At 34.7% G+C, this 26,728-nt stretch carries 22 protein-coding genes, 1 pseudogene and 1 riboswitch; of the genes and pseudogenes, 18 read left to right on the top strand and 5 right to left on the bottom strand.

Annotated elements, in window-relative coordinates:
• Nucleotides 1-32: 32 nt before the first annotated feature.
• Nucleotides 33-2,198: a T9SS type A sorting domain-containing protein gene (locus GJJ64_RS13155; RefSeq protein ID WP_154288234.1), complete on the bottom strand. Its 2,166-nt coding sequence runs from the start codon at nucleotides 2,196-2,198 to the stop codon at nucleotides 33-35.
• Between the two features lie 299 nt (nucleotides 2,199-2,497).
• Here GJJ64_RS13155 and GJJ64_RS13160 point away from each other — a divergent pair, with 299 nt between their 5' ends.
• The 4 genes from GJJ64_RS13160 to GJJ64_RS13175 all read left to right on the top strand — a co-directional run bounded on the left by GJJ64_RS13160 (nucleotide 2,498) and on the right by GJJ64_RS13175 (nucleotide 8,521).
• On the top strand, nucleotides 2,498-6,001 hold the full coding sequence (locus GJJ64_RS13160) for a T9SS type A sorting domain-containing protein (RefSeq protein ID WP_154288235.1): 3,504 nt from the start codon (nucleotides 2,498-2,500) through the stop codon (nucleotides 5,999-6,001).
• A gap of 43 nt (nucleotides 6,002-6,044) precedes the next feature.
• Nucleotides 6,045-7,442, top strand: a complete 1,398-nt coding sequence (gene rlmD / locus GJJ64_RS13165) for a 23S rRNA (uracil(1939)-C(5))-methyltransferase RlmD (RefSeq protein ID WP_154288236.1) — start codon at nucleotides 6,045-6,047, stop codon at nucleotides 7,440-7,442.
• Nucleotides 7,439-7,831, top strand: a complete 393-nt coding sequence (locus tag GJJ64_RS13170; protein ID WP_026904497.1) for a hypothetical protein — start codon at nucleotides 7,439-7,441, stop codon at nucleotides 7,829-7,831. The genes rlmD and GJJ64_RS13170 overlap by 4 nt, the downstream gene beginning before the upstream one ends.
• Nucleotides 7,832-8,011: 180 nt before the next feature.
• Entirely contained in the window at nucleotides 8,012-8,521 is a 510-nt protein-coding gene (locus GJJ64_RS13175) for a phosphoribosyltransferase family protein (protein ID WP_154288237.1), read from the top strand.
• Here the strand turns inward: GJJ64_RS13175 and GJJ64_RS13180 are convergent.
• A complete protein-coding gene (locus GJJ64_RS13180; protein ID WP_154288238.1) occupies nucleotides 8,518-9,210 on the bottom strand; it encodes a DUF421 domain-containing protein in 693 nt (230 codons plus the stop codon). The two genes, GJJ64_RS13175 and GJJ64_RS13180, sit on opposite strands and share 4 nt — an antisense overlap.
• Before the next feature lie 148 nt (nucleotides 9,211-9,358).
• On the opposite strand from GJJ64_RS13180, the gene GJJ64_RS13185 reads away from it, so the two are divergent.
• The 11 genes and pseudogenes from GJJ64_RS13185 to GJJ64_RS13235 all read left to right on the top strand — a co-directional run bounded on the left by GJJ64_RS13185 (nucleotide 9,359) and on the right by GJJ64_RS13235 (nucleotide 19,381).
• Nucleotides 9,359-10,324 carry an isopenicillin N synthase family dioxygenase gene (locus tag GJJ64_RS13185; protein WP_154288239.1) on the top strand — a complete coding sequence of 322 codons (966 nt, stop codon included), beginning with the start codon at nucleotides 9,359-9,361 and terminating at the stop codon, nucleotides 10,322-10,324.
• Nucleotides 10,325-10,464: 140 nt separating this feature from the next.
• Nucleotides 10,465-10,684, top strand: a riboswitch (cobalamin riboswitch).
• Nucleotides 10,685-10,792: 108 nt separating this feature from the next.
• Nucleotides 10,793-11,761, top strand: coding sequence for a ribonucleoside-diphosphate reductase small subunit (locus tag GJJ64_RS13190; protein ID WP_149074748.1), 969 nt, complete (start codon nucleotides 10,793-10,795; stop codon nucleotides 11,759-11,761).
• A gap of 140 nt (nucleotides 11,762-11,901) precedes the next feature.
• A complete protein-coding gene (locus GJJ64_RS13195) occupies nucleotides 11,902-14,265 on the top strand; it encodes a ribonucleoside-diphosphate reductase subunit alpha (protein WP_154288240.1) in 2,364 nt (787 codons plus the stop codon).
• Nucleotides 14,266-14,495: 230 nt separating this feature from the next.
• Nucleotides 14,496-15,062 (top strand): dihydrofolate reductase family protein, encoded by a 567-nt coding sequence (locus GJJ64_RS13200; RefSeq protein WP_154288241.1) that lies wholly within the window; start codon nucleotides 14,496-14,498, stop codon nucleotides 15,060-15,062.
• 1 nt (nucleotide 15,063) lies between these two features.
• Nucleotides 15,064-15,384, top strand: a complete 321-nt coding sequence (locus tag GJJ64_RS13205) for an ArsR/SmtB family transcription factor (RefSeq protein ID WP_154288242.1) — start codon at nucleotides 15,064-15,066, stop codon at nucleotides 15,382-15,384.
• Nucleotides 15,381-16,343, top strand: coding sequence for an SRPBCC domain-containing protein (locus tag GJJ64_RS13210; protein ID WP_154288243.1), 963 nt, complete (start codon nucleotides 15,381-15,383; stop codon nucleotides 16,341-16,343). Before GJJ64_RS13205 ends, GJJ64_RS13210 begins: the two co-directional genes overlap by 4 nt.
• 44 nt (nucleotides 16,344-16,387) lie before the next feature.
• Nucleotides 16,388-16,951 (top strand): Crp/Fnr family transcriptional regulator, encoded by a 564-nt coding sequence (locus tag GJJ64_RS13215; RefSeq protein WP_154288244.1) that lies wholly within the window; start codon nucleotides 16,388-16,390, stop codon nucleotides 16,949-16,951.
• A 467-nt stretch (nucleotides 16,952-17,418) separates the two neighbouring features.
• Nucleotides 17,419-17,808, top strand: a complete 390-nt coding sequence (locus GJJ64_RS13220) for a GNAT family N-acetyltransferase (RefSeq protein ID WP_317162942.1) — start codon at nucleotides 17,419-17,421, stop codon at nucleotides 17,806-17,808.
• Between the two features lie 96 nt (nucleotides 17,809-17,904).
• On the top strand, nucleotides 17,905-18,117 hold the full coding sequence (locus GJJ64_RS13225; protein ID WP_154288246.1) for a hypothetical protein: 213 nt from the start codon (nucleotides 17,905-17,907) through the stop codon (nucleotides 18,115-18,117).
• A gap of 726 nt (nucleotides 18,118-18,843) precedes the next feature.
• A pseudogene (locus GJJ64_RS13230) lies at nucleotides 18,844-19,092 on the top strand (type II toxin-antitoxin system ParD family antitoxin).
• The gene (locus tag GJJ64_RS13235) at nucleotides 19,085-19,381 is read left to right on the top strand and encodes a type II toxin-antitoxin system RelE/ParE family toxin (RefSeq protein ID WP_154288247.1); all 297 of its coding nucleotides are present in this window, start codon (nucleotides 19,085-19,087) and stop codon (nucleotides 19,379-19,381) included. Before GJJ64_RS13230 ends, GJJ64_RS13235 begins: the two are co-directional and overlap by 8 nt.
• A 70-nt stretch (nucleotides 19,382-19,451) precedes the next feature.
• Here GJJ64_RS13235 and GJJ64_RS13240 read toward each other — a convergent pair whose 3' ends face one another.
• Together GJJ64_RS13240 and tilS are read right to left on the bottom strand one after the other, a co-directional pair.
• On the bottom strand, nucleotides 19,452-19,934 hold the full coding sequence (locus GJJ64_RS13240; RefSeq protein WP_149074746.1) for a hypothetical protein: 483 nt from the start codon (nucleotides 19,932-19,934) through the stop codon (nucleotides 19,452-19,454).
• The gene (gene tilS / locus GJJ64_RS13245; protein ID WP_154288248.1) at nucleotides 19,931-21,268 is read right to left on the bottom strand and encodes a tRNA lysidine(34) synthetase TilS; all 1,338 of its coding nucleotides are present in this window, start codon (nucleotides 21,266-21,268) and stop codon (nucleotides 19,931-19,933) included. The genes GJJ64_RS13240 and tilS overlap by 4 nt, the downstream gene beginning before the upstream one ends.
• Nucleotides 21,269-21,318: 50 nt before the next feature.
• On the opposite strand from tilS, the gene GJJ64_RS13250 reads away from it, so the two are divergent.
• The 3 genes from GJJ64_RS13250 to ispG all read left to right on the top strand — a co-directional run bounded on the left by GJJ64_RS13250 (nucleotide 21,319) and on the right by ispG (nucleotide 26,119).
• The gene (locus GJJ64_RS13250) at nucleotides 21,319-23,427 is read left to right on the top strand and encodes an OstA-like protein (RefSeq protein WP_317162937.1); all 2,109 of its coding nucleotides are present in this window, start codon (nucleotides 21,319-21,321) and stop codon (nucleotides 23,425-23,427) included.
• An 11-nt stretch (nucleotides 23,428-23,438) separates the two neighbouring features.
• On the top strand, nucleotides 23,439-24,047 hold the full coding sequence (locus GJJ64_RS13255) for an RDD family protein (protein WP_154288249.1): 609 nt from the start codon (nucleotides 23,439-23,441) through the stop codon (nucleotides 24,045-24,047).
• Nucleotides 24,048-24,133: 86 nt separating this feature from the next.
• Nucleotides 24,134-26,119: a (E)-4-hydroxy-3-methylbut-2-enyl-diphosphate synthase gene (gene ispG / locus GJJ64_RS13260; protein WP_154288250.1), complete on the top strand. Its 1,986-nt coding sequence runs from the start codon at nucleotides 24,134-24,136 to the stop codon at nucleotides 26,117-26,119.
• Between the two features lie 3 nt (nucleotides 26,120-26,122).
• Here ispG and GJJ64_RS13265 read toward each other — a convergent pair whose 3' ends face one another.
• Nucleotides 26,123-26,431, bottom strand: coding sequence for a hypothetical protein (locus tag GJJ64_RS13265; protein ID WP_154288251.1), 309 nt, complete (start codon nucleotides 26,429-26,431; stop codon nucleotides 26,123-26,125).
• Nucleotides 26,432-26,728: the final 297 nt, after the last annotated feature.

Here is a 26,728-nt window from a genome sequence, read left to right on the forward strand (position 1 = left end):
CCGTTCCGGGATTACTGCTAAACCAATTCACACTACTTTTTGATGAATTTTTGAGAGAGGGATTCTTTACCCTTATAAACAACTAGGGTATAAATGCCGGTATTTAATTCGCTAATATTAATATTGCTAATTAATTCGTTTGCTGATACAGATTTGTTATAAACCATTTTGCCATCTAAAGCATAAATAGCAACAGAAGCAGCTGTGTTTCCTTCTGGAATGCTTACGGTTAAGTTATCTTCTGCTGGGTTAGGATAAACAGTTAATAAGCTGCTATTTTTCTCAACCGCGATTACATTACTAAACTGAAACTTACCATCTTGGTCTACTTGTCTTAGTTTATAATATAAAACACCACTTTTTTGAGTGTTTACCTCAAAGTTGTAATTGTGTATACCTGCAGTATTTTTAGCAACTACAGTACCTACGATACTAAAGTTTTTGCCATCTGTACTTTCTTGTATTTCAAAGTTTTTGGTGTTTACTTCGCTAGTGGTAATCCATTTTAATTCTACTTGTTTGTTAAACTCGTTAAGTTTACCAGTAAAAGAAAGTAGGTTTAAAGGTAATACGCTAATATCTTGAGAAATGGTATAATTTCCAGTCAGGTCTATAACGCCTACAGGTGAAGTTGTTGGAGCTAAGGTTACTAAATATGGGTCTGCAGCAACTGGCGTAGTAGCATTCTGGTTTTGGCTAACTGAAGCTGTTCCAGTACCAGTTACAGTAGATGTAGTAACATTAGCATCAGTAGCCCAAGTGCCAGAAGTAAATTTTTGTAAAGCTAAAGTTTGCGTTCTGTTAAAACTACTACCTTCGTCGTTAGCAGTCCATCCTAACCTTAATAAACCAATTACTGATGTAGGGTTAGCAGCTTCTATCGTAAATCTGTTCTTTAATGTATGCGCATTTGTAATAGGCGAGGTAAAAGTTGTGAAACCAGTGAAATTATCAACTACTCCTACAGTAAAGTCACCTGTTGTGCCTGTATTTCTAATAATCACAGGACTATAACCTGTTGGAGTACCAATAGGGAAAACCCAATCACTTGTACCACTTGTTAAGCTTCTTTTTAGTTTTCCGGTTCTGTTTGGACCAGAAATATTGAAATAAGCACCTGTTAAAGCTAGTGCATTAGCTCCAAACCCAACATTGGTGATTTTTGTAGCATCTACAACTCCACCATCTAATATATTTAAAGAAACTCTACTAAAGTTAGTGCCAGTGTCATTATTTCTAGTTGAAAATCCACCGCTACCCATAATATAGGTTCCTGATACATTTAAAGTAACAGTATTTATAGTATTCGTTGCTAGATTTATATTGTCACTTTGTGGAAATGGTATAAAACCTTGTGTAGCTGTGCCTCTTGAAAGGTCTAACGTACCATTTATATTGTATGTGTAAGAACCACCAGCAAGAAGTGTATTACCACTTGTATTGAATGAAGACCCTGAGCCATTATTTGCTATCCTAATGGTAGAATTAATGTTCATGATATAATTTTCATTAATAGATTGACCATTAGAAGCATTTACAGGTTGTAAACGATTTAAAGTTAATGTTCTAGCTCCATTTGAAGTTAGACCTACCAAAACAATAGGTTTATTTAAGTTAAGGGTCATAGTTTTGGTGTTAGCAGTACCAGCCCCAACCGCAGAAATAGCAGCAACTTTAGTACTTCCTGTACCAGAAAAAGTAAATGTAGAAACTGCTGGAAACCCTGTGCCATAAGTGTTATTTATTTGTACATCTAATAAATCTGCATTAGTTAATGCAACATCAACACTTGTACCTGAACCAATAGTTCCATTATTAATTAAAAAAGATTCTGTAACGCCATTTGGTAATGATCTGCCGATAGTTAAAACATTGTATGTAGTATTCCCATTTCTTAAAGTCCCACCTGCGTTAACATAAAGATTTTCACAAGAAGCAGCTGCGGTTATGTCAACTGTAGTACCACTACTTATGAAAACATTACTCCCAAAACCAGGAGTAGAAGTAGCAGGATTTGCTCCGCCTTCAATTCTCCATGTACTAGCAGTACTCCAAGAACCATTAGTAATAGAAACAAAATCCCCTGTTGCGGGCGTAGGTATAGTCTGCCCTAAAGCAGTAAAACTAATGCTCATCATGAGCAGCATAGCCATGAAGTTTAACTTCATGAATTTTAATTTACGAGTAGAAATTTTCATAATTGGTTATTTAAAATGATTAAAAATCTGGTTAATACTTTTGCTGAATAAAATTTTCTGAAAAAGACTTTTGCTTTGTTTAATTGGTTATTGTAAAGGTAGGATGAGAATTATTTTTCGTATTTGCCAGATGTTGCATCTACTTGTTTCAACTCGTCAAAACAAGCTGTTTAAATCTTTTTGATTTATTTCTGCCTTTTTTAATCTAACATAATTGCAACTTTTGAATAATCAATTGCAACATGTAAGCATTTGGTCTATAGCAGCTTCAATTACCTTAGCTTAACCAAATAAACCACATGATACTTCATTTTAAAAACTTCAGAAAATTTACCAAATGCGCTCTTCTAGCTGTTGTATTGGCAAATGCTTTAAACGTTAAAGCGCAAACAAACTTGTTAACTAATGCAGGTTTTGAAATTTCACCAACGGGTACTCCTACCTTTTTAAATACATCAAATGCTGGTAGTGCAACAGGTCGTCCAAATGAATGGCAGCTCATCATCTCTGGTAGTAATTGTTCTGGTAGTCCATGTGCCTTAGGTACTGCAGCCATAGTAAATAATACTGCTAATTCTGGGGCTAAATCTTTATTTCTACAAATAGATAAACAAACCAATAGAAATGATATCAGATTGTTGCAATCCTTCGGAAATACAACTCCTGTGCCTGCAGGAAATTATGTGGTTAGTTTCTACATGAAATCAGATCAGGTATATCCGGTAACGGTAAATATTTTTAAATCTACAGAGAGTATTACTTCTAACGGAGATGGCTCTGGTACAGTAGCTACACCTTTACAAGTGTTCACCCCTACTAGCGCATGGCGTAGGTATAAAATGTATGTAGATATTTCAACTTGGACAGCTATAGAGCGTACCAATATGCGTATATCTATTCGTCCTAATACATCAACAGCACTTCCTACAGGTCCATATCCTAAGAATATTTGGTTTGATGATATTTCTATTGTGCCGCTTACTGCAACAGCCGAATTAAAAGACATAGCCGTTGATGTTGCCGAAGAGAGAAGACAGCTTGCACAAAATGCAGGCTATGATGCCGAAGCCAATACTTTAGCTTTAGAAATTGAAGCTTTAAGAGAAGCAACGCCAGGTACTCCTTTAGTCCCTCAAAAGGCTGTGGGCTTTAATCCGCCACCCTTGCATACTACAGAAGCTACAAATCCATTTATTGCTAGCTTAAACGCTTGGGCTTCATCTTTTTTAGCAAGTAGCTTTCCTGCTTTTGCAAAAGCAACTCCTGGTAATTTTGTTTTTCCACAACAGTACAATTCTCGTCTTTTAGGAGAAAATATCGAGAAGATGTATTGGCTTCTTGTTTCTCCACAAAGTAATTATCGGAATCATCCTGAGCTTTTTAGACGTTTTTTAATGAGCTTATACGCTACTTCTGATGATTACTTAATCAATGGTTCTGATAGTAATGGCGTACCAGGTACAACAGCAAATGCTTTAAACGATTGGTTTGCAGCCCCACTAGTTACTTATGGTTGGTATATGTCTGAGTTTTCATTCTCTGATTACATCCCTAATAGTTTGAAACAAAAAATGCGTGGTGCAGCTGATGAAATGGGCCGACAATTCTTCAATAGGTCTAATGTCATCTTCAGCCAAACAGAATTATTAAAAGGTATATACACCAATCGTGATATATCCTATGCAGAAGTATTAATTCATGCTGGTTTATATAGAAACAATAATAGTTGGATAGATAGAGCTAAAGTATTGGTAGATTCTTTATATCAATATGGTTTATATCCTGATGGGGCTTATAGTTATATCAAAAAACAAAATGAGGTAGCTAATTATCATGGAGGTACAACAGCCTCTTTGGCTAAGATTTGGGCTATGATAGAGTATCAGCCTGCTTGGGATATCATTTCCAAATCAGCTAATTATGAAATTTTAGACATAGAACCTTTAGAAGTGCCAGAATATTATACAGCAGGAGCTTGGAAAACCATGTGGAATGGTGCAACGCATCTGTTTTCTAGGTCTGCTTCACTAGCTCCAATTTTATATATCACAGAAAATCCATATCTGAAAACTGTTTATGATAAATATCATCAGGTTTATGGTTTTGATAGCGATCCACTTTCTGTCACTTTTCATAAGGCTAATCTGTCATCTTCACCAGTACCTGATAATTTTTTTGTTTACAACAGGAATATCCAAGGCCCCAAAGCAAGGTATGGTCGTTTCTCTTATGCAGCATCTGGCAGAAATGTCTCAGGAAATGAAGATTTTCCGGGTGCGCAAACCATTGTTGGTGCTATGACCACTCAGCCGGGAAGATTTACTGGGCAAGATGAAATGGATGCCGCTTTAATGGCTGTACATGCTAAAGTTCATGTTAGAAACTTTGCCACAAGTACAGCAACAACAGAATGGACAGATTGGGGCTACATGAGTACCAAAATGAACGCCAAAAGTAACGTAGCTAAAACTGCTGCTACTATTTCTACACCTTCTATTTTGCAGTATCAAACATCTGGTCCAAGAGCTTTTGATACCAATTGGGCATCTTACCAACAATGGATGATGTTACCCGACAGGATGGTTGGCTTAGTAGAAGTTTATCCTAAAGATAATGTAGCTACTCAAGCAGGCAGTATTGATGGTCGTATTAGGTTTACTTATGGTAGGTTTGGCTTATTAAACCCCAAAGTTTTTACCATAGATGAGCCTGGTAAAAGATATACTTATGGCGGCTTAAAAGCAATTATACATCAACATGATTTTACTTCAGTAGATACTGCCACAGCAGGTACTTTACGAGATTTTGTTAGGCTCGCCTCAGAAATAAGATTAAGATTTAACTTATCTTCAGGAACAACTCCATTCTTATATCCGGCAAATACCAGAAAGTTTTTTATCACAGAGATCAGAAGAGCTAACGCAACCGGGGAAGCTTCGGTGAGCCGCCTTACAGTGAATGGTGTTAAAGGTCTGGTTGTGAGGTTAAACGGAGCAGTTTATGCATCATTTAGAAATGATAATAATACGAATGTAACGCTAAATCTAGACACTTTAATGCCTGCAGGTAACCAGCATGAGATTCATTTTACTCGTGGAGATAACTTTGTTCCTGCACCACAAACGCTTACAAATCGTTCATACAGTATCGCAGCAAACGAGCAAATTTTATTCATATCATCTAACGATAGTTCTATTTTAGGTAGTCCATGGTTAAATTTTAACCAAACTTTGTCTAATAGTGGTATTTATACTTTGCCCGTAAGTTTGCTTTCTTTTAATGGGCTTAATCAAAATAATGAAGTTAAATTGACTTGGTCTACAGCTACAGAAACAAATAATCAGAAATTTCATATTTACAGGTCTAATGATGGTAAGAACTTCCATTTATTGAAAACCGTAAGCGGAATAGGTAATTCTTCATCAATCCAAAATTATAATTTAACAGATGCTAAGCCTTTAAGCGGCACAAATTATTATAAACTGGTTCAGGTAGATTTTGATGGGAAATCTACCGAACTAAAAATCATTGCCGTAAATACAGCTATCTCCAATCAGCAAGAACTAGATATTATTGTTTTACCTACAGAATTTAAGCTTTCAGCGTTTACGGCTAAAGAAGAAAAAGCTAAGCTTTATGTTTATGATATAGCTGGTAGATGCGTACAAACATCAATATTAAGTTTTGCAAAAGGAGAAAACCATGTTTTCTTAAGTAAAGTACCTTTAGTAAAAGGCGTTTATATTGTGAAGCTAGAGGTGGGCACTAAGCAGGTACATAAGAAATTTATTCATGCTGAATAATCTTTTTAAAACCTTAATTTTGCCAGCTTAAATAGCATAAGTTTTGGGCGAGCAAAAGATATTTGAGCAATTAGAAGTTTTTGATATTGCAGAAGAAGGCAAAGGTGTGGCAAGACATCAAGATTTGGTAGTTTTTATAGAAAAAGCTATCCCTGGTGATGTGGTAGATGCAGCGGTATATAAAAAGAAGAAAAAATTTGCAGAGGCAAAGGTGCATACCTTACGCCAACCATCGGCAGATAGAGTAGAACCTTTTTGTATACATTTTGGTACTTGCGGAGGCTGTAAATGGCAGCATATGGATTATAGGGCACAGCTAAAATACAAGCAAAAATCTGTTACTGATGCTTTGCAAAGGCTTGCAGGTTTAGATGTTGCACATACCGAGCCCATTTTGGCATCAGCAGAAACTACATATTACCGTAATAAATTAGAATATACATTTTCTAATAAAAGATGGTTAACCCAAGAGGATGTTGCCTCTGGCGAAGCTATGGAAATGAATGCCTTAGGTTTTCATGTACCTCTTCGTTTTGATAAGATTTTAGATGTTCAGCATTGCTGGCTTCAGGCTTCTCCTTCTAATGAAATTAGAAACAGCATCCGCGATTTTGCTTTAGCTAATCAAATTTCTTTTTACGATTTAAGAGCTCATGAAGGTGCGTTAAGAAATTTAATCATCAGAACTTCTTCTACAGGAGAACTGATGATTGTGGTGGTTTTTGCTTATCCGGAAGAAGGGCAAGTAGAGCTTTTGATGGATTTTGTGAAAGCTAGTTTTCCTCAGGTAAATTCGCTTATGTACATCATCAACCAAAAGAAAAACGACACCATTTTTGATCAAGATATTTTATTATACCACGGGCAGCCTTTTATTTATGAAGAAATGGAGGGCTTGAAGTTTAGAATCGGACCTAAATCATTCTACCAAACTAATTCCTTACAAGCTTATGAGTTGTATAAAATCACTCGTGATTTTGCAGGTTTAACAGGTAAAGAATTGGTTTACGATTTATACACTGGTACAGGTACTATAGCCAACTTTGTAGCAAAAAATGCTAAAGAGGTTGTTGGTGTAGAATATGTGCCAACGGCCATAGAAGATGCAAAGGTAAACTCACAAATCAATAGTATAAATAATACTAAGTTTTATGCTGGCGATATGAAGGACGTTTTAAATGCCGATTTTATAGCCCAACATGGCAAACCCGATGTAGTGATTACAGACCCTCCAAGGGCGGGTATGCACCCTGATGTTGTAGAACGTTTAATGGAGATGGAGGCAGGTAAAATTGTTTATGTAAGCTGCAATGCGGCTACACAGGCTAGAGATTTGGTGCGTTTGAAAGAGAAATATGAAGTGAGCAGAATTAAACCTGTTGATATGTTCCCCCAAACACAACATGTAGAAAATGTGGTTTTATTAGAATTGAAGAAATGAATCAAGAAGATTTATTAGGTAACCTTGCCGGAGGAGAAGCTCAAAAACCTCAAGAAAGTCCTTTGGTATCTTTAAAAAAAGATTTATCAAATTATAAAGATGCCATTAAAGAGGTGGCCATAGAAATTATGGTAGAAGGTTTATCGGCTCATCCTATATTTATTGCTCACCAACATGAAGTTAATATTGGTGAAATTATTTTAGATAGGGCAGAATTAGCTACAGATTGGACTATACAGGCATCCACCTTAGAGGAATTTATAGAAAGAGGCATTATTCAGGAAAATAAGAAAGATGCTTTTTTAAGTAGCTATAAAAATGCAGATGACTATGCCTGTGTCTTTGTTGTGGTGCCAGAAGGAGCAAATTTTGTTTATTATCCTTATTAAAAGAAAAAGGCCTGCAAAAATACAGGCCTTTAACATTAACACACACTAACTAATTTATTTAGACAAATTTGTAAACCATTTAAAACTTAGACGCTACTGTAGCATCATTAGTTACATTAATTTTTAAAAAAGATTACAGGTTTAAACAGAATTAATTAATTTGAGCCAAAAATAGCAGCTATGCCAACCAAAAGAGTACTTATTCTTAACCATACGCAAATACAGCAAAAAATAAACCGTATCGCCTACCAAATTCTGGAAGATAATATAGATGAGCAAGAAGTTATTCTTGCCGGGGTGGTTTCTAGAGGTTATAGGCTTGCTTTAAGGCTAGAAAAAGTACTAAAACAGATAGCGCATTTTAAAATTACTTTAGCAGAGATTGAGCTAAATAAAGACAGCTCTAAACTAGAGTCATCCATTAATATTCCTATAGAGGCATGCCAAAATAAAGTTATTATCTTGGTTGATGATGTCTTAAACAGCGGCAGAACCATTGCTTATGGTTTAGGCGTTTTCTTAAACATTCCCTTAAAAAAATTGAGATCTGTGGTTTTAATAGATAGAAGTCATAAGCTATTTCCGGTAGCTACAGATTTTGTTGGTCTACAACTTTCTACCGTATTAAAAGAACATGTAGAAGTAGTTTTAGACGAGAATAATGAACCTGATGGGGTATATCTAACCTAAACAACCCTAAAGTTATTCCTAGCTTCTATCCATTTGTTTTTGCCGCATTTGCTGCAAATTACTTCTGATGCTATTTCTAATTCATGAACCTTACCACAAGAAACACAAGCAAATAAGCCTTTCCTTATAATCTTTTTTACTGGGTTTCTCACTTCCTGTGGCAATATAGGTAAGCCGTATTTTACGTCTTCATTTTTATAGAAAAATACACTTATATCACCTGAAACTTCTAAAATAGCTAGTTTTACTTGGCCTAAGTGGTCTATATGCTCCATTCTTAGCTCCGCGTAAAATTCATCAACAGCAATATCTTCTTTCTTCATTCTTTCAATCACAAACTCACCATCAACAATTAAATAGGCCGGTTTGCCTTCTATCCAATGCTCAAATTTTTTAAATTTTAACGCCCAAGTAACAGTTCTGTAAAAAGCTAAAACACAAATAAAAACAGTAATAGCTGGCAACAAACCTACATCTTCATAAAACATAGGGTCGCCCGCTGCAGAGCCAAGTGTGATGATAATCACCAATTCAAAAATGGATAATTGCTTAATTCCTCTTTTGCCTGTTAGTTTTAAAGAGAATAATACAACTACAAACATTACTAAGCATCTGAATATCACCTCTAATAAGAAAATAAAGGGCAAATCATTCATTAAAACTCTTCCCCATTCAAAAATTTCATTCATAGTTATAATTCAGAAAAATATTTATCTTTATAAAAATGTGGAAAACTCAAAATAATGAATATCAGATATTTAAATTGTGATGTTTAAAAATGATATAGGTTTATCCACATTTTGAGCTTACATTTGTTTCACTACTAACAACACTAACATGGCTACATCAATAAATATACCGCGTTTAGATTTAAACGATTATGTGAATGGTACAGCAGCACAGAGAAAGCAGTTTTCTGATGATATTGGCAAAGCTTTTAATGATACAGGTTTTGTTACCATTACCAATCATGGTTTAAGCAAAGAACTCATTGATAATCTTTACGTACAAGTAAAAGAGTTTTTTAGTTTGCCCGAAGAAGCTAAGTTAAAATACGAGAAAGTTGAGCTTGCTGGGCAACGTGGTTATACTTCTAAAGGTCGCGAAAAGGCTAAAGACTCTAAAACACCAGATTTAAAAGAATTTTGGCAAACCGGTCAGTATGTTGAGGATGGAGATGTTATCAAAGAAGAATATCCAGATAATGTTCTTGTAGAAGAAGTGCCGGCCTTCAATATCGTTACTAAAGAGATTTATAAAAAACTAGAACATGCAGGTAAGCAGCTTTTGAAAGCTATAGCTGTTTATTTAGGTTTACCCGAGGATTATTTTGAGGATAAAGTACATAATGGAAACTCTATATTAAGAGCTATACATTATTTCCCTATAGAAAATCCGGATGCTTTACCTGCGGATGCAGTAAGAGCCGGAGCGCATGAAGATATTAACCTCATTACTTTATTAATTGGTGCTAGCGCAGATGGTTTAGAGGTTTTAACCAGAAACGGAGATTGGTTTGCTGTTAAAGCCCATGGCGAGGATATTGTGGTTAATGTTGGCGATATGTTACAGCGTTTAACCAATAACAAGTTAAAATCGACCACTCATCGTGTGGTAAATCCGCCAAGAGAGTTGATGAAAAGCTCTAGATACTCGGTGCCATTTTTCTTACATCCAAAATCGGGTATGGATTTAACTTGTTTAACTTCTTGTATTGATGAAGAAAACCCTAAAGCTTATACCGATATGACGGCTGGCGAGTATCTAGACGAACGTTTAAGAGAAATAGGTCTTAAAAAATAAAAATCAGTAATTCAGAATAGGAAGGAAGCGCCCCAAAAAGGCGCTTTTTTATTTTTATAGGCAGGTTGTGAATAAGTTTCCTTATTGTTTAAAACTTCATTGCCTTTACTAGCTTTATTAGTCATACTTTTGAGATAGTTCTTTAACATCACTTATTCAGGTTACCAAATTTGTTTTGGTATTAAAAGGGAACCATGTTAAAATCATGGGCTGACGTTGCAACTGTATTTCTGTTTTTTCAACTAAAATTTGAAATCAAAAATTTGCTAAATATCAGGTCACTGTTTTGTTTTTTAACAAAATGGGAAGGCATTTAGTAGACAGATAAGCCAGGAGACCTGCCGAATAGGATTTGTCAAGACTTTCACGTAAAAGGTTTTGATAAAAGCTCTTCTAAACCCTCAATACCTATCAGGGTCTATGTTGTCTTTTGTCAATTCCTGTTTGTAAAATTTAAAAATTAAAACCATGCAACAGGAAGAAGTATTACTTAAAGAAAACAAGGATCGTTTTGTGATTCTACCTATCAATTATCCCGCAATTTGGGAAATGTACAAACGCCACGAAGCTAGTTTTTGGACCGCAGAAGAAATAGATTTATCTGCTGACCAAAAAGATTGGGAAAACCTAAACGATGGCGAAAGACACTTTATTAGCCATATTTTAGCCTTTTTTGCCGCTAGCGATGGTATCGTGAATGAAAACTTAGCTGTTAATTTCATGAGCGAAGTACAGGTGCCAGAAGCTAGGTGCTTTTATGGTTTCCAAATCATGATGGAGAATATCCACTCAGAAACCTATGCTTTATTAATTGATACTTATATCAAAGATGTAAAAGAAAGAAACCATCTTTTACATGCCATAGATACGGTTCCATGTGTGCAGAAGAAAGCACAATGGGCACTAAGATGGATAGAAAAAGGCACTTTTGCACAACGTTTGGTAGCTTTTGCTGCCGTAGAAGGTATTTTCTTTAGCGGTAGTTTCTGTTCTATTTTCTGGTTAAAGAAAAGAGGCTTAATGCCTGGCTTAACTTTTAGTAACGAGTTAATTTCAAGAGACGAAGGTTTACATTGCGAATTTGCTTGCTTGCTTTACGGCATGCTACAAAATAAGCTTAGCAAAGAAGAGGTTTATGAAATTATTTCTGAGGCAGTAGAAATAGAAAAAGAATTTATTTCTGAGGCTTTACCGGTTAATTTAATTGGGATGAATGCCCGTTTAATGATGCAATACATCGAGTTTGTGGCTGATAGATGGTTGGTAGAATTGGGTTACGATAAAAAATATCATGCTACCAATCCTTTTGATTTTATGGAAATGATATCCCTCCAAGGTAAAACCAATTTCTTTGAAAAACGTGTAGGCGATTACCAAAAAAGTGGTGTATTAAGCAGTAAAGAAGACCAAGCGTTTTCACTGGAAGAAGATTTTTAAATAGATGGTTAGTCCCGATGAATCATCGGGCTAGTTGGTTAGTTTGTTAGACTCTGAAATCGTCATCCCAACAAACTAATCACTAATAACCTAACCACCTAACAAACTAATCACCTAACAATCTAACAAACTAAAAAAGAATGTTCGTAATAAAAAGAGACGGAAGAACAGAATCCGTAAAATTTGATAAAATAACCTCAAGAATAGAGAAACTCAGCTACAGCTTAAATGCAGATTTTGTAGACCCTGTAGAGGTTGCTAAAAAGGTAATCGATGGCTTGTATGACGGAGTAACAACATCAGAACTAGATAATTTAGCGGCAGAAACAGCAGCTTCTTTAACTACGCGTCATCCAGATTATGCCATTCTAGCTTCGCGTATAGCGGTATCTAATTTACATAAGAATACCATCAAGTCTTTTTCAGAAACCATGCGATTATTGCATGAATATAAAGACCCTAAAACTTCTAAACCAGCTTCTTTAATTGCTGATGATGTTTGGGAGGTGATAAAAGAAAATGCCGAGATTTTAGACAGTACCATCATTTACGATAGAGATTTTAGCTTTGATTATTTCGGTTTTAAAACTTTAGAGCGTTCTTATTTGCTAAAACTTAACGGACGTATTGTAGAGCGTCCGCAGCATTTATTTATGCGTGTTGCCGTTGGTATTCATAAACATGATTTAGCTAGCGCTATCAAAACTTATGAATTGATGAGCGAGCGTTGGTTTATTCATGCTACGCCAACTTTATTTAATGCTGGTACACCAAAGCCACAAATGTCTAGCTGTTTCTTGGTAGCCATGAAGGATGATAGCATTGAAGGCATCTATAGCACCTTGATGCAAACCGCTAAGATTTCGCAAAGTGCAGGAGGTATTGGTTTAAGCATCCATAATGTTAGAGCAACCGGTTCTTACATTAGCGGTACCAACGGAACAAGTAATGGTATTGTTCCGATGCTGAAAGTGTTTAACGATACAGCCCGGTATGTAGACCAAGGTGGTGGTAAAAGAAAAGGTGCTTTTGCTATTTATTTAGAGCCTTGGCATGCAGATATTTTTGATTTCCTTGATTTAAAGAAAAATCACGGTAAGGAAGAAAACAGAGCTCGTGATTTATTTTATGCGCTTTGGATGTCTGATTTATTCATGAAAAGGGTAGAAGCTAATGGCGATTGGAGTTTGTTTTGCCCACATGAAGCACCAGGTTTGGCAGATTGTTTTGGGGCCGAGTTTGAAGCGCTTTATCAGCAATATGAGCAAGAAGGAAGAGCCAGAAAGACCATTAAAGCACAAGAATTATGGTTCGCTATTCTTGATTCGCAAATAGAAACAGGTACGCCATATTTATTGTATAAAGATGCAGCCAATCAAAAATCAAATCAGCAAAATTTAGGCACTATAAAAAGTTCTAATTTATGTACCGAGATTATAGAATACACTTCTCCAGATGAAGTTGCGGTATGTAATTTAGCTTCGCTTTCTTTACCTCGTTATGTTATAGATGGCACTTTTAACCACGAAAAGCTTTATGAAGTAAGCTATCAGGCAACTTTAAACCTAAACAGGATTATAGATAACAACTATTATCCGGTAGAAGAGGCAAAAAATTCTAATATGCGCCACAGACCAATTGGTTTGGGCGTACAAGGTCTTGCCGATGCTTTTATTCTGTTAAAAATGCCTTTTGAAAGTGAAGAAGCAAAACAACTAAATAAAGATATTTTTGAAACCATCTATTTTGCTGCTATGACAGCTTCTGTTGATTTAGCAGAGAAAGAAGGACCTTATGAAACATTTAAAGGTTCGCCACTTTCTAAAGGGCAGTTCCAGTTTGATTTATGGGGAGTACAGCCAGAAAGCAAACGTTGGGATTGGGATGCATTAAGAAAAAGAGTTGTTAAAACAGGCGTAAGAAACTCGCTATTAATGGCACCAATGCCAACAGCATCAACATCACAAATACTTGGAAATAACGAATGTTTTGAGCCTTACACCTCTAATATTTATACCAGAAGGGTATTAAGCGGAGAGTTTGTAGTGGTGAATAAGCATTTATTAAAAGATTTAGTAGAACTTAATCTTTGGAATAGTAAAATGAAGGATGCTATTATTTTGGCAAACGGCTCGGTACAAGATATAGAGGCTATACCGCAACATATCAAAGATTTGTATAAAACGGTTTGGGAAATTAAGATGAGAAATGTGATTGATATGGCTGCAGATAGAGGAGCATTTATTTGCCAATCTCAGTCTTTGAACTTGTTTATCAGTTCTCCAACCGCTGCGAAATTAACCTCTATGCATTTTTATAGCTGGAAAAAAGGCTTAAAAACAGGTATGTATTACCTAAGAACACAAGCAGCTACACAAGCAGTTAAGTTCTCGGTAGAAAGTCAGGCCGGCAAAGAGATGGAGCCTTTGGTACAAACACCAGAAGTAGTTGTAGAAGGCGCAAGTTGCAGTATGGAAGATGGATGCTTGTCTTGTGGATCTTAATTGAACTTTAATATTTTAACGGAGCAGCCCGAGGTTTAAAACCTTGGGCTGTTTTGTTTTTGAATTTTTGCAATTTTTATTTAATCACAGAATAAGATTAATCTCAGACTTCTGACTATATGATTTTCTTTTAATTATGGAGCTTGTAAAATTTAGTAAAAGATTTGCGAAACCGAAAAGTTGCACATATATTTGCAACTGATTAGTTTCATAATTAAAGTTTCACAACTATGAGAAAATTAAAATTACAAGTACAAACATCCATTGATGGATTTATCTCAGGGCCTAATGGAGAAATGGATTGGATAACATTCAATTGGACTGATGATATTAAAGAATATGTAGATGAAATCACAAAACCGGTTGATATGATTTTGCTCGGAAAAAATTTAGCAATGGGTTTCATACCACATTGGGCTTCAGTAGCAAAAGATGAGCATCATCCAGAACAAGAAGCAGGGATTAAATATTCAGAAACGCCTAAAATTGTTTTTAGCAGTTCGTTATTAAAATCTGAATGGGATTATACCGAGGTAGAAAATGGAGATTTTGTTAAAAGAATAAATCTGCTCAAACAACAACCCGGTCATGACATTATCGTGTATGGTGGTGCTAGATTTGTTTCTTCGTTAATTAAAGAAAAATTAATTGATGAACTACATTTATTCGTAAATCCGGCTATACTTGGTAAGGGTTTACCAATTTTTCAGGATGTGGAAACATCTCAGAAATTGGATTTAGCGTTTTCTAAACCGTTTGATTGTGGTGTGGTATTAATGGTTTATAAAACTATATAAGATGCGTAGAGATATTTTTCAGGCTATTGCAGACCCTACCAGACGGGCAATTATCACTCTAATTGCTTTACAGGCAATGACACCCAATGCCATTGCCGAACACTTTGACTCTACCAGACAAGCTGTTTCCAAACATCTTAAGATTTTAACAGAATGTGAGCTTGTAAGACAAGAACATCAAGGTAGAGAAATTTACTACTCACTTGAAATTGATAAAATGAAAGAAATTGACAAATGGTTAGAACAATTCAGAAGAATTTGGGAAAATAAATTTAAACAACTTGACCGTTTATTATCAACAATTAAAAATGAAAGAAAATGAACAGCTTATTGAAATTTGACTTTATTGTAAATAAAGAAACTAATACCGTTAACATACAACGTGAATTTGATGCCAATTTATCATTGGTTTGGGAGGCTTGGACTAATCCAGAAATTCTTGACCAATGGTGGGCACCTAAACCTTATCGTACTGAAACCAAATCAATGGACTTTAGGGAGGGAGGTATGTGGTTATATGCTATGGTGAGTCCGGAAAATGAAAAGCATTGGTGTAAAAATGATTATTACAAAATAATAGAACATGAAATGTTTGCAGGTTTAGATGCTTTTTGTGATGAAAATGGCTATGTAAATACAGAAATGCCAAGAACAAACTGGACAAATGTATTTACAGAGGCTGACGATAAAACGATGGTAAACATTACTGCCACTTACGAAAAACTATCAGATTTAGAAAAAATTATTGAAATGGGCTTTGAACAAGGCTTCACGATGGCTCTTGAAAACCTTGACCAATATCTTAAAGCCAGGTTTCAATTAAGAAAAGAAAATAAGCCAAGTAACAAAGCCAGAATTACAACTTATCTGAATTTTGCAGGGCAAACGGAAGAAGCCTTCAACTTTTATAAATCAGTTTTTAAAACAGATTTTATCAATGGTATCAAGCGCTTTGGAGACATCCCAGCAGAGGCCGGACAGCCAACCGTTGCAGAAGAAATTAAAAAAATGGTTTTACATGTGGAGTTACCTATTTTAGGAGGACATATCCTTATGGCAACAGATGCCCCGCAAGAAATGGGTTTTACATTAACATCCGGAAATAATATGCACATCTGTATAGAACCCGAAACAAGAGCCGAAGCTAAAAGGTTGTTTGATGAGCTTTCTGAAGGCGGAAATATTTCTATGCCACTTGCTGATATGTTTTTTGGGGCTTATTTTGCGGAGTTTAAAGATAAATTTGGAATTAGCTGGATGATTAATTATCAAAATCGTTGAGATGTTTTCCAAAAAGGATAATTACTCCTAATTAAAACACTATAATGAATGCAGACCTCATTAAATATCTTAAAATGAATATAGCTCTTAATGATGAGCTTATTCAGAAATTAACATCAAAATTTGAAAGACGTGAGCTTAAGCCCAATAGGTTTTTAATAAAAAAAGGTCAGATTGCTGATAGCTATTATTTCATAGAAAGCGGCTTTTTAAGAAGTTATTATACTGATAACCATAAAGAGCATACCGTTTGGATTGAAGCACCTGGAGAGTTAACTGTGGAAATTAAAAGTTTAAGACTACAAATACCAACAGATTATAACATTATAGCTATTGAGCCGGTAGTTTACTACGCAATAAAAGCAAATGATTTAGAAATTTTAATTCATGAATACAAACCGGTGCAAGATTTTATGCACCGGCTTTGGGAAACCAGATTTATCATAGCCATGGATGCTCTAAGAGCTTTTCAAACGCTTGATGCTAAAGAACGCTATAGATATCTTTTGAAAAATTTCCCGAATTTTGAAAAACTTCCACAACATCAATTGGCCAATATTTTAGGTATTACACAATACTCTTTAAGTAGAATAAGAAGACAAAAGTGATTTTTTGCCATTTGGCAATTTTTAGCATTACATCTTTTAAGAAATTTGTGTATCGTATTTAACATCACAAATATCTAGAATGTATCAATTACAAAAAATTATAAAAACAACAGTTTTAATAGTGGTATTTATAACAACTATGTTATTTTACCCATCTTGCCAGAAAGATAAGCTCAAAAGCACTGAAGCTATCCTGATTTTTAATAAATTATTACAGTATAAGACTTAACAGAACCGTAAATGGATTGATAATGATTGGCATGTCTATTTAATTTCTTAAGGTTGTTTGTCCATAGAGAACCAACTTACATAAAGCAATTAAACACTATTGTAGCAGATAGAGATGCAAAAGAGTATTTATATTCAGTAAGATGTAACATAAGATTATGGATGCAGTTTAAAAAGAAGATGAAAAAAGTAATTGTTAAAAACTAAGTGCAACTGATTATATTCAATTCATAAGCTTAATTAGGCTTTTTGAAGATGTATTTGAAATGGAGAATTTTGATATACCACCTCAGTCTCATTTAGAAAATCTTTTGGCAACATCAGATTTTCATGTTTTTGTAGCTATGATAGATAATGAGGTTATAGGTGGCTTAACAATTTATACTTTAAAGCAGTACTATGCCACAAAGCCATTGGCATATATATATGATTTAGCTGTTAAAAGCAATTTGCAAAGACAAGGTATAGGTAAACAGTTAATAAGCTTTATAAAAGTGTATTTTAAAAATGAAGGTTATGAAGAAATATTTGTACAGGCCGATAGAGTAGATGATTATGCTTTAGATTTTTATCGTAAAACGTCACCAACCAATGAGGAGGACGTACTACATTTTTATTATAAATTATAGTTAATCAATATTTAATATTTGAGCATTTGAAATTATTAAAGTAATACTGGATAAGCTAGTAGTACAGGCTATAATACAAAGTGTTTTTTATTTTACATGAACATAGAAGTATTTAAAACAGACGTTACAACTATAGTAACAGCAAATATTATTGTTAGTGAAATTATTAAGATTTTACCTCATGCTGTGGTAAATTTTGATTTAGAAGATTGTGATCATATACTTAGAGTAGAAGCTAATGATATTTGTAAAGACGCTATAGTTAAGCTACTCCATCAATTAGATGTGGAGTTTGAAATTTTAGAGTAAGAGAATTTTGTATAAATATATAGTTAGATAAGTCAAAATATTTTTTTGATTCTAATTAAAAATACTACTTACATAAACAACATAATTTAGACAAAGTAAAGCGCAAAATCATTTTATTATTTAATATCCAGAAAGATTTATTGATTTAGTGGATTTAAGTTATAAAAATAATGTTGATGATGTAGCCGTTAAATTTATTCTCTAATCCTTAATCTTCATCTCCTCCATAATAGTCTGATAAAGTTCTGTTGGTCTTTGGGTACCAATTACATAAATCATCCATCGCAGTCTGTTAAGCGGATGGCATCTTTATTGCCAGTATAAAATTTAATAAAACCGTTTCTGTATAAATTATATGCAGAGTTATTAAACATTCTAAGACTAAACTATAAGAATCCCTTAGGAGTGAAATAAAAATCAAATATCTATCATATTCTCAATACATATTTACCAAATACATTTAATTTTAAACCTTCTTTTATGTTTCTTGATTTTTTAACCGCAGAGTTCGCAGAGGTCACAAAGCTGGGTTGCTCTGTTAACGATTGATTTAGATTTTTTAGCTCCTGATGCTAAGAAACAAGTCCGTAGGACTGACATCATTATAGAATTTTCAAGGTAAATAATTCAAGAATCCCATAGGGATGACATAAAATTAAATCTTTAACAAATATTACAAATATGAAATAGTTACCAATTTTTGGTAATTTTAATAAAAAATTCAATATGAAAAATACATCAATATCTCTAGGGGATTATTTTGACCAATTTGTGAATAGCCAAGTTACAGCCGGTAGATATAAAAATGTTAGTTAAGTGATTAGAGCAGGACTTCGTCTTTTAGAAGACGAAGAAAGTAAGACTGCTGCTTTAAAAAATGCCATTCAACAAGGATTAAATAGCCCAAGTATAGAAAACTTCGATTTTGATGAACACTTAGCCAAACTTAAATCACAAAGAAATAAGAATGGTTAAGGTAATATTTAGACAAGAAGCCATAAATGATTTAAGCGATATCTGGGAATATACTTTGCGAAAATGTTCAGAAAGGCAAGCAGATTATTGTTATGAAACTTTGAGGCTTTCTGGCAGTGAGATTAGTAAAAATCCTAATATAGGAAGGGTTTATAATGAAATAAGTAAGAATTTATTTGGGTTAAAATCTGAAAGACATATTATATTTTATCATAAGGCTTCAGATGATAAAATTGAAATTATTAGAATATTACATGAAAGAATGGACTTGAAAAACAGATTGCCATAGTTAGTAAACCTTAACTTCTTTAATTTTTTGTGCGAAAGAAAACTATTAAGTCTTCCGCCTTTCCCCATCCCTACTTCTTCATCTCCTCCATAATCGCCTGATAAAGTTCTACGGGTCTTTGGGTACCAATCACATAAATCAAGCCGTCGCGGTCTGTTAAGCGGATGGCATCTTTACCGCCAGCATAAAATTTAATAGAACCGTTTCTGTGTAAATTATATACGGGGTTATTAAGAAAATACTTGCTGTATTCGCCTTTTTCAACTTTAACAATGCTATTTAAATCTATTTTAACCAATCTGGTGGTCCATAAACCATCAATTAAAACAGCTTTGTTGTTTACAATGGTGCGGTAATGAAGTAAAAACAACATCAACACGCTAACGGCTAAAATTCCGCATCCTACTAAAAGCAATAAATCGCCGTTTTTATCTTTGTTTTCTGTCCAATAGTAAGCCAAGAAACAAAAAATAGCCATCACCAACCTAATGCTTATAAAAGAGTAATCTCTTCCAAGGTATTGTTTTTCATAAAAAGGGTAATAATGAATCATGGCTTTATATTCTTTAATTCGAATTTAGTTATTTTTTTAGTATCGGTAGTTATTTTAAATCTTTCATCTAAACGGTAACCCGCAATCCAAATGATGTTACCGTCAGCATTAACTAAAACCGGAATCAGATGTTTTTGCATAAGCGGTATTTTTAAGCTGATGAAAAAATCGCTCAACTTCTTAAAGCCTTTCATTCCTAAGGGCCTAAATTTATCTCCCTCTTGCCAAGTTCTTAGCGTTAAAGGATATTTTAATTTCTCGGTATCAACAAAAGCAGTAGTTTGGCTATTAGAAAAAGTAGTTTCTGTAATTTCTTGGGTGATGATGAAATCCTGAAAATAAAGCATCAAATCATCTTTATTTAAAATCAGCTCGGTATGTTGCTCTTGCTGTATTTTTTGTAAAAAGATATAAGCTCTATCAATCAATAAAACATAATCTTTACCAAAAAAAGTTTTGCCACTCTCTTTATCTAAACCCAAAATAACATCAGTAACTGTTGTACTATTAAAACCATAAGGCAATAATAGCTCAGTTAAAATAAAATGTACAGCAGGTATTTGTTTTAATTTTTGGATGCTGATTTGGTATCCTTTCGGATGTTTCTGAAACAGTTTTTGCTTGTATTCTTGGATACTTGCTTTTAAAAAGGCTTCCAAATCAGAAAAATAAGCGATGTTTTTTTGAAAAGTATCTTCTAAAGAGGGGTTAATCTCCTTCATCACCGGAATAATCTGATGTCTGATTTTATTTCTGATGTATTTGGTAGAGCTGTTAGAACTATCCTCAACAAAATCTAGCTGGTTTGCAGTAATATAAGCATCAATATCCTCACGTTTAAAAAGCATTAAAGGTCTGATGATATTTTGCCTTTCTGTTTTAATGCCATGTAAACCGGCTATACCCGTACCCCGGGTTAAATTTAAAATAACAGTCTCAATAGCATCATTTTGATGCTGTGCTACAGCAATTTTCTGATAATTAAAAGTTGATGCAAGCTCCTCAAAAAAGCGGTATCTTAAATCTCGAGCTGCCATTTGGGTGCTTATTTTATGCTCATCGGCGTAAGCCAAGGTGTTAAAATGGGTATGGTGGAAAGGAACTTCTAAAGTTTTAGCTAATTGAGCTACAAATTGCTCGTCGCGGTCAGATTCTGCACCTCTCAACTGAAAATTACAATGCGCTATGGCAAAAGAAAAGTTTGCTTGTTTAAATAAATGAGCCATAGCAACAGAGTCTTTACCACCACTAACAGCTAGCAAAACAGTATCTTTAGGCCCAATTAAGCCTTCGGATTTAATGAAATCCTGAAAAGATTTTAGCTGCCATAACATCAATCAAATTTAACCGTTTAAAATCGTTACCAAAAAACTAATTTTGCTTTGTGAAAAAGTATTCCCTTTTATTGTTTATCCTGGTGTTGGTGCAAATGGTACAGGCACAAAAAATCACTCGTGTAGAACTGTTACAATCACAGTCCTTTATCGGGATGAAAAGGAACGGACAAAATATTCAGAAAGTTATTAGGCCTGTTTTTCAGCAAGATAATGCTACTTTAATTTGCGATAGCGCTTATTTCTACATCGAAAAAAATAGCTTTGATGCTTTTGGACATGTGCAAATTAACCAAGCAGATACCGTTAATATTTTTGCCGATTTACTGAATTATAACGGTAATACCAAGATGGCGGTGTTAACCAATAATGTAAGAATGGTTGATAGAGGCTCGGTTTTAACCACCAATAATTTAACATACAACATGGCCAGTAAGGTTGGTACCTATACCAATGGCGGTAAAATTGTTAACGGAGATAATACTTTAACCAGCACCAATGGTTATTATTTTTCTAGCTCTAGCGATGCTTATTTTAGATACAATGTAAGGGTTAAAACGCCAGAGGTTTTAATAAAATCTGATACTTTACGCTATAATTCTTTAAGTAAAATTGCCTATTTCTATGGGCCAACCCATATTTACGGTAAAGACGATACTTTATATACAGAAAACGGGCAGTACAATACCGCTACAGAGCAAGCTGCTTTTGGAAAGAAAAATTTATACACCCAAAACTCCAAAAGTTTAAAAGGCGATAGCTTGTTTTACGATGGTAAGGTGGGCTATGGCAGGGCGGTTAAAAATATTCTTTTTGTTGATACTGCCCAAAAAGTAGAACTGAGGGGAGATTTAGGAAATTATCTTAAAAAGGATGAAAGTATAACCGTTACGCAAAATGCTTACATCGTTTTTGTAACAGAAAAAGATTCAGTCTCAAAAGATAGCATCTGGATGTCGGCAGATACCCTTTACAGTAAAGTTTACATGAAAAAGGAACTTTACGCCATACAAAAAGCAAAGGCTTTGGCCGCACTTGCAGATAGCTTAGCGGCAGATAGTGCTAAAACTAGTTTAGATAGTGCAGGTTTAACTTTGCCTAAGCAAGAAGGTATCAATCAGGCTGATTCTTTAGCTGCCGATACGCTAAAAGCCAATAGTTTAGTCATTATTGAAGATACACCAAAACAACCAGCTACAGTTAAACCTGTTGAAGAAGAAAAGACACCTAAACGAAGCAGAAAGCGAAAGAATAAGAGCGATGAGGCGCCCGTACAAGAAACTATTGCGCAAAGTAAACCTCCTGCTGAAGAGAAAAATTTGATGCCGCCCAAGGTAGATTCTGTTTTGATAAAAGCCAATTTGCGTAAGCAATTTGTATTAGATAGTATCAGAAAAGATAGCGTTTACGCTTTAGAAAACGATACCACAAAAATTAGAGTTGTAAGTGCTTGGCGTAAAGTGAAAGTTTTCAAATCTGATTTACAGGCCAGGTCTGATTCTGCTTTTTTTAGTTACGGAGATTCTACTTTGAGAATTTACCAATCGCCAATGGTTTGGGCACAAGGTAGCCAAATTTCTGCCGACACTATGTACTTGCAAATGGTTAATAAGAAAATGGACAATATGGACATGATTAGAAATGCCATTGTTGTTAATACCGAAAAAGACTCTACCTATTTTAACCAAGTTGCTGGTAAAACAATGAAAGGTTATTTTGTTAACGAAAAGCTAGACCGTGTTTTTGTGGATGGTAATGCCGAGAGTATTTATTTCCCTAAAGATAGTACAGCATATAATAGCATGTCTAGGACACTAGCTGCCCGTATGCGCATTAATTTTACCAACGATAGCTTGATGTCTATCACTTTTATCAGGAAGCCAGAAATGACTTATTATCCTATAGAAGATGTTACAGAGGAACTAAAGACCTTACCAAACTTTAGCTGGAAACCCAAAGACAGACCAAAATCTAAGGATGAAATTATTGCTAAGAAAGTAGTTAAGAAAGCGGCAAGTAAAAAGCCCACAGCTAAGGCAAGTACAGTTAAACCTAAGGCGAATACTTCATCTAAGCCTAAGGCAGCTCCAACTGTTAAGAAGGAAAATACTCCGCCAGCTAAGCAAGAAGCACCACCTAAAAAAATAAGCAGTCAATAATTTAAAAGACAATGGAAACCAAAATCTATACCTTGGTGATAAAGGGTAAACCAGAAGGACCTTTTAGTTTAGAAGAATTAAAAGCTTTGGATGTTAAACCCGATGCTTTCATTAGAAAGCCCGGTATGGATGATTATAAAGAAGCCCATGAGTTTGAAGAGCTAAGAAGTTTATTTGGATTTAAACAGCAATTTACAGCTCCGCAATACTTCGCCGGCTTTGATTTACGACTTTTAGCTGCCGCCATAGATTGGTTTTTAGTTTTATTTGTGGTAGCTGTTGCCGAGTTTACTTATATCCTAGCTTTTGATAAGGAAGATGCTGTGCAACTTATCTTATTAGCCAATTTGATAGTGTTACCGCTCCTGAAGTTTGTTTATCAAATTATTGCAGAAACTAAAACTCAGTTTACCATAGGGAAACGTTTGTTAAATATAAAAGTTACCAACTTAGATGGCTTAAAACCATCATTTAACCAGGTATTTATCAGAAATTTTAGTAAAATCATCAGTACTTTAACTCTTTTTATGGGCTATTTATATAGTTTTTTAAATAAGAAGCAGCAATGTTTACACGATGTTTGGGCTGGCACTTTAGTTATAAAAGAGCGTTTAATTTAAAAGCATAAATTTTATGCTTTTTCTAAAACAAATTTTAAAAAGCAGGCTTTTAATAAAATCCTTTATTTTTGTTTAAATTTTATTTTATGGATGCAGAGGCGGCAATGTCTTTAAAAGGTATTTATTGTAATTCTTTAACCCAATACTCCAGATTTAATACGCTAGAAGTTTATATAGGAAATGTTCCTATGGGGGCAAATCATCCTATCAGGTTACAGTCTATGACTACTACTGATACGATGGATACCGAAGGTTCTATAGCGCAAAGCATCAGGATGATTGATGCTGGTTGTGAGTATGTAAGAATTACAGCACCCTCTATAAAAGAAGCACAAAACCTAGCAGAAATAAGAAAAGGTTTACATGAAAAAGGATACCACGCACCATTAGTTGCCGATATACATTTTACCCCTAATGCAGCAGAACTTGCGGCAAAAATTGTAGAAAAAGTAAGGGTAAACCCAGGTAATTATGCCGATAAAAAGAAATTTGAAGAGCTTAATTATACGCCAGAAGCTTACGAGGCAGAACTACAACGTATAAAGAAAAAATTTGCGCCGTTAGTACAAATCTGTAAAGAACATGGTACAGCTATGCGTATTGGTACTAACCATGGCTCGCTATCAGACCGTATCATGAGCTGGTATGGCGATACCCCAAAGGGGATGGTAGAGTCGGCAATGGAATTTATTCGTATTTGCCACGAGTTAGATTACCATCAGTTGGTCATCTCCATGAAATCTAGTAACCCGCAGGTTATGGTACAAGCTTACCGTTTATTGGTAGCAACTATGGTAAAAGAGGGGATGAATTATCCTTTACACTTAGGCGTTACAGAAGCTGGTGATGGTGAAGATGGCCGAATAAAGTCTGCTGTGGGTATTGGTACTTTGTTAGAAGATGGTTTGGGCGATACCATTAGAGTTTCTTTAACAGAAGAACCAGAGTTTGAAATACCAGTTGCCAGAGTGTTAGCCCAACGTTATGAGGAGCGTAAACATCAGCAAACGCAATTAAAAAATGCTGATGATGTTGAACTTCCTGAATATTTTTCTCCTTTCGAGTATAATAAGCGTCCTTCTGCAGAGTTAAATACTTTTATCGGCGGACATCAAGTTCCACGAGTTATTTTAGATATTTCTGATAAAAACCTAAAAGATCCTTTTGTATTGGCTGATGCTGGATATATCTATTCGGCAGCTTTAGATAAATACAACATGGGCGATCAGTCCATTGATTTTGCCTATATGGGTAATCAGCTACCTTCTTTTAGTTTTCCAGGGAATTTAAAACAACTTTTTGATTATCCTACTTGGCAGCAATTGAAAAATAAAACCAATTGCCATCCGCTATTTAGCCTAACAGAATATATAAGCGCAACAGAAAGAGATACTGCGCTTAATCTAGTGAAAATTAAACGTGAGGATTTAGATACAGACGCTTTCGCTGATATTCCTTTCGATAAAACATTAGTTTTTGTATTAGAAACCCATGAAACTCATGGTATGGCAGACCAAAGAGCGTTTTTCTTTAAACTAGCCCAAGCAGGTATAGATACGCCAGTTATTATCAAAAGAAGTTATCAATTTGATGATGAAAATCAAGAAGATATAGCTTTAAAAGCTCAGCTTTATGCAGCTACAGATCTAGGTGCTTTGTTGTTAGATGGCTTTGGCGATGGCGTTTGGATAGATGCCCCACAGCTGTCATCAAAATTTATTGTATCTACCTCTTTTGGGATTTTGCAGGCAACACGTAGCCGTATCTCTAAAACAGAGTATATTTCTTGCCCTTCTTGCGGACGTACTCTGTTTGATTTACAAGAAACCACTCAAATGATACGCAGCCGTACCGATCATTTAAAAGGAATAAAGATTGGTATTATGGGCTGTATAGTTAATGGTCCTGGTGAAATGGCCGATGCCGATTATGGCTATGTAGGAACTGGTCCGGGTAAGATAACCTTGTATCGTGGAAAAGAAGTTATCCAGAAAAATGTTAATACAGAAAATGCCCTGGATGAATTGATAGAAATCATCAGGGCAGACGGTAATTGGGTAGAGAAAGAATAAAGCTTATTTAGCTTTTAACGCTGTTATAACTAAGTTTTTATCTGATATAACTTTTTCTGTTTCAATAGCTTTTTCAAGAACTTGATTTAGCGCAAGTTTTACTTTTTTCCTTTCAATATTTAGTCTTTTATTGGTGATAACTTCACTATAAATAAGTTCTTGCTTATCGTTATAAAACATAACGGTTGAGTTTTTTGGAGTTTTGATATTGGAAACAACTACCCAATTTCCCTCTTTGATAACTTTTTTTTCTTGTGCTATCATGTTAAAGCCATAAAAGGCAAGTACTACAGTAATGATTAATGTTTTCATGTTGTTTGAGTTTTAATGAGCTCAAAATTGTAGAAGCATAGTTATTTATTATATCTCTGATGCTGAAAGACCATGTTAAGAGTTTACAAATCTTTAAAAGGCGTTTAAACGGTCTTTATGGATGAAATTTGGATATATAACTTGCAATAGCTGCTATTAGTCGATAAACTAAAGCTGTTTGTCTATTATTCAAGATTTTTATGAAAGTCTTCTTTATTTTAGATGATGCTTCAAGAGGTTTATTCTTTTCAAAAAATCAGTTATAAGCGAGTCCTGATTCACATCTTATTTTGGCTA

The organism is Pedobacter puniceum (assembly GCF_009674685.1).
GTDB lineage: Bacteria > Bacteroidota > Bacteroidia > Sphingobacteriales > Sphingobacteriaceae > Pseudopedobacter > Pseudopedobacter puniceum.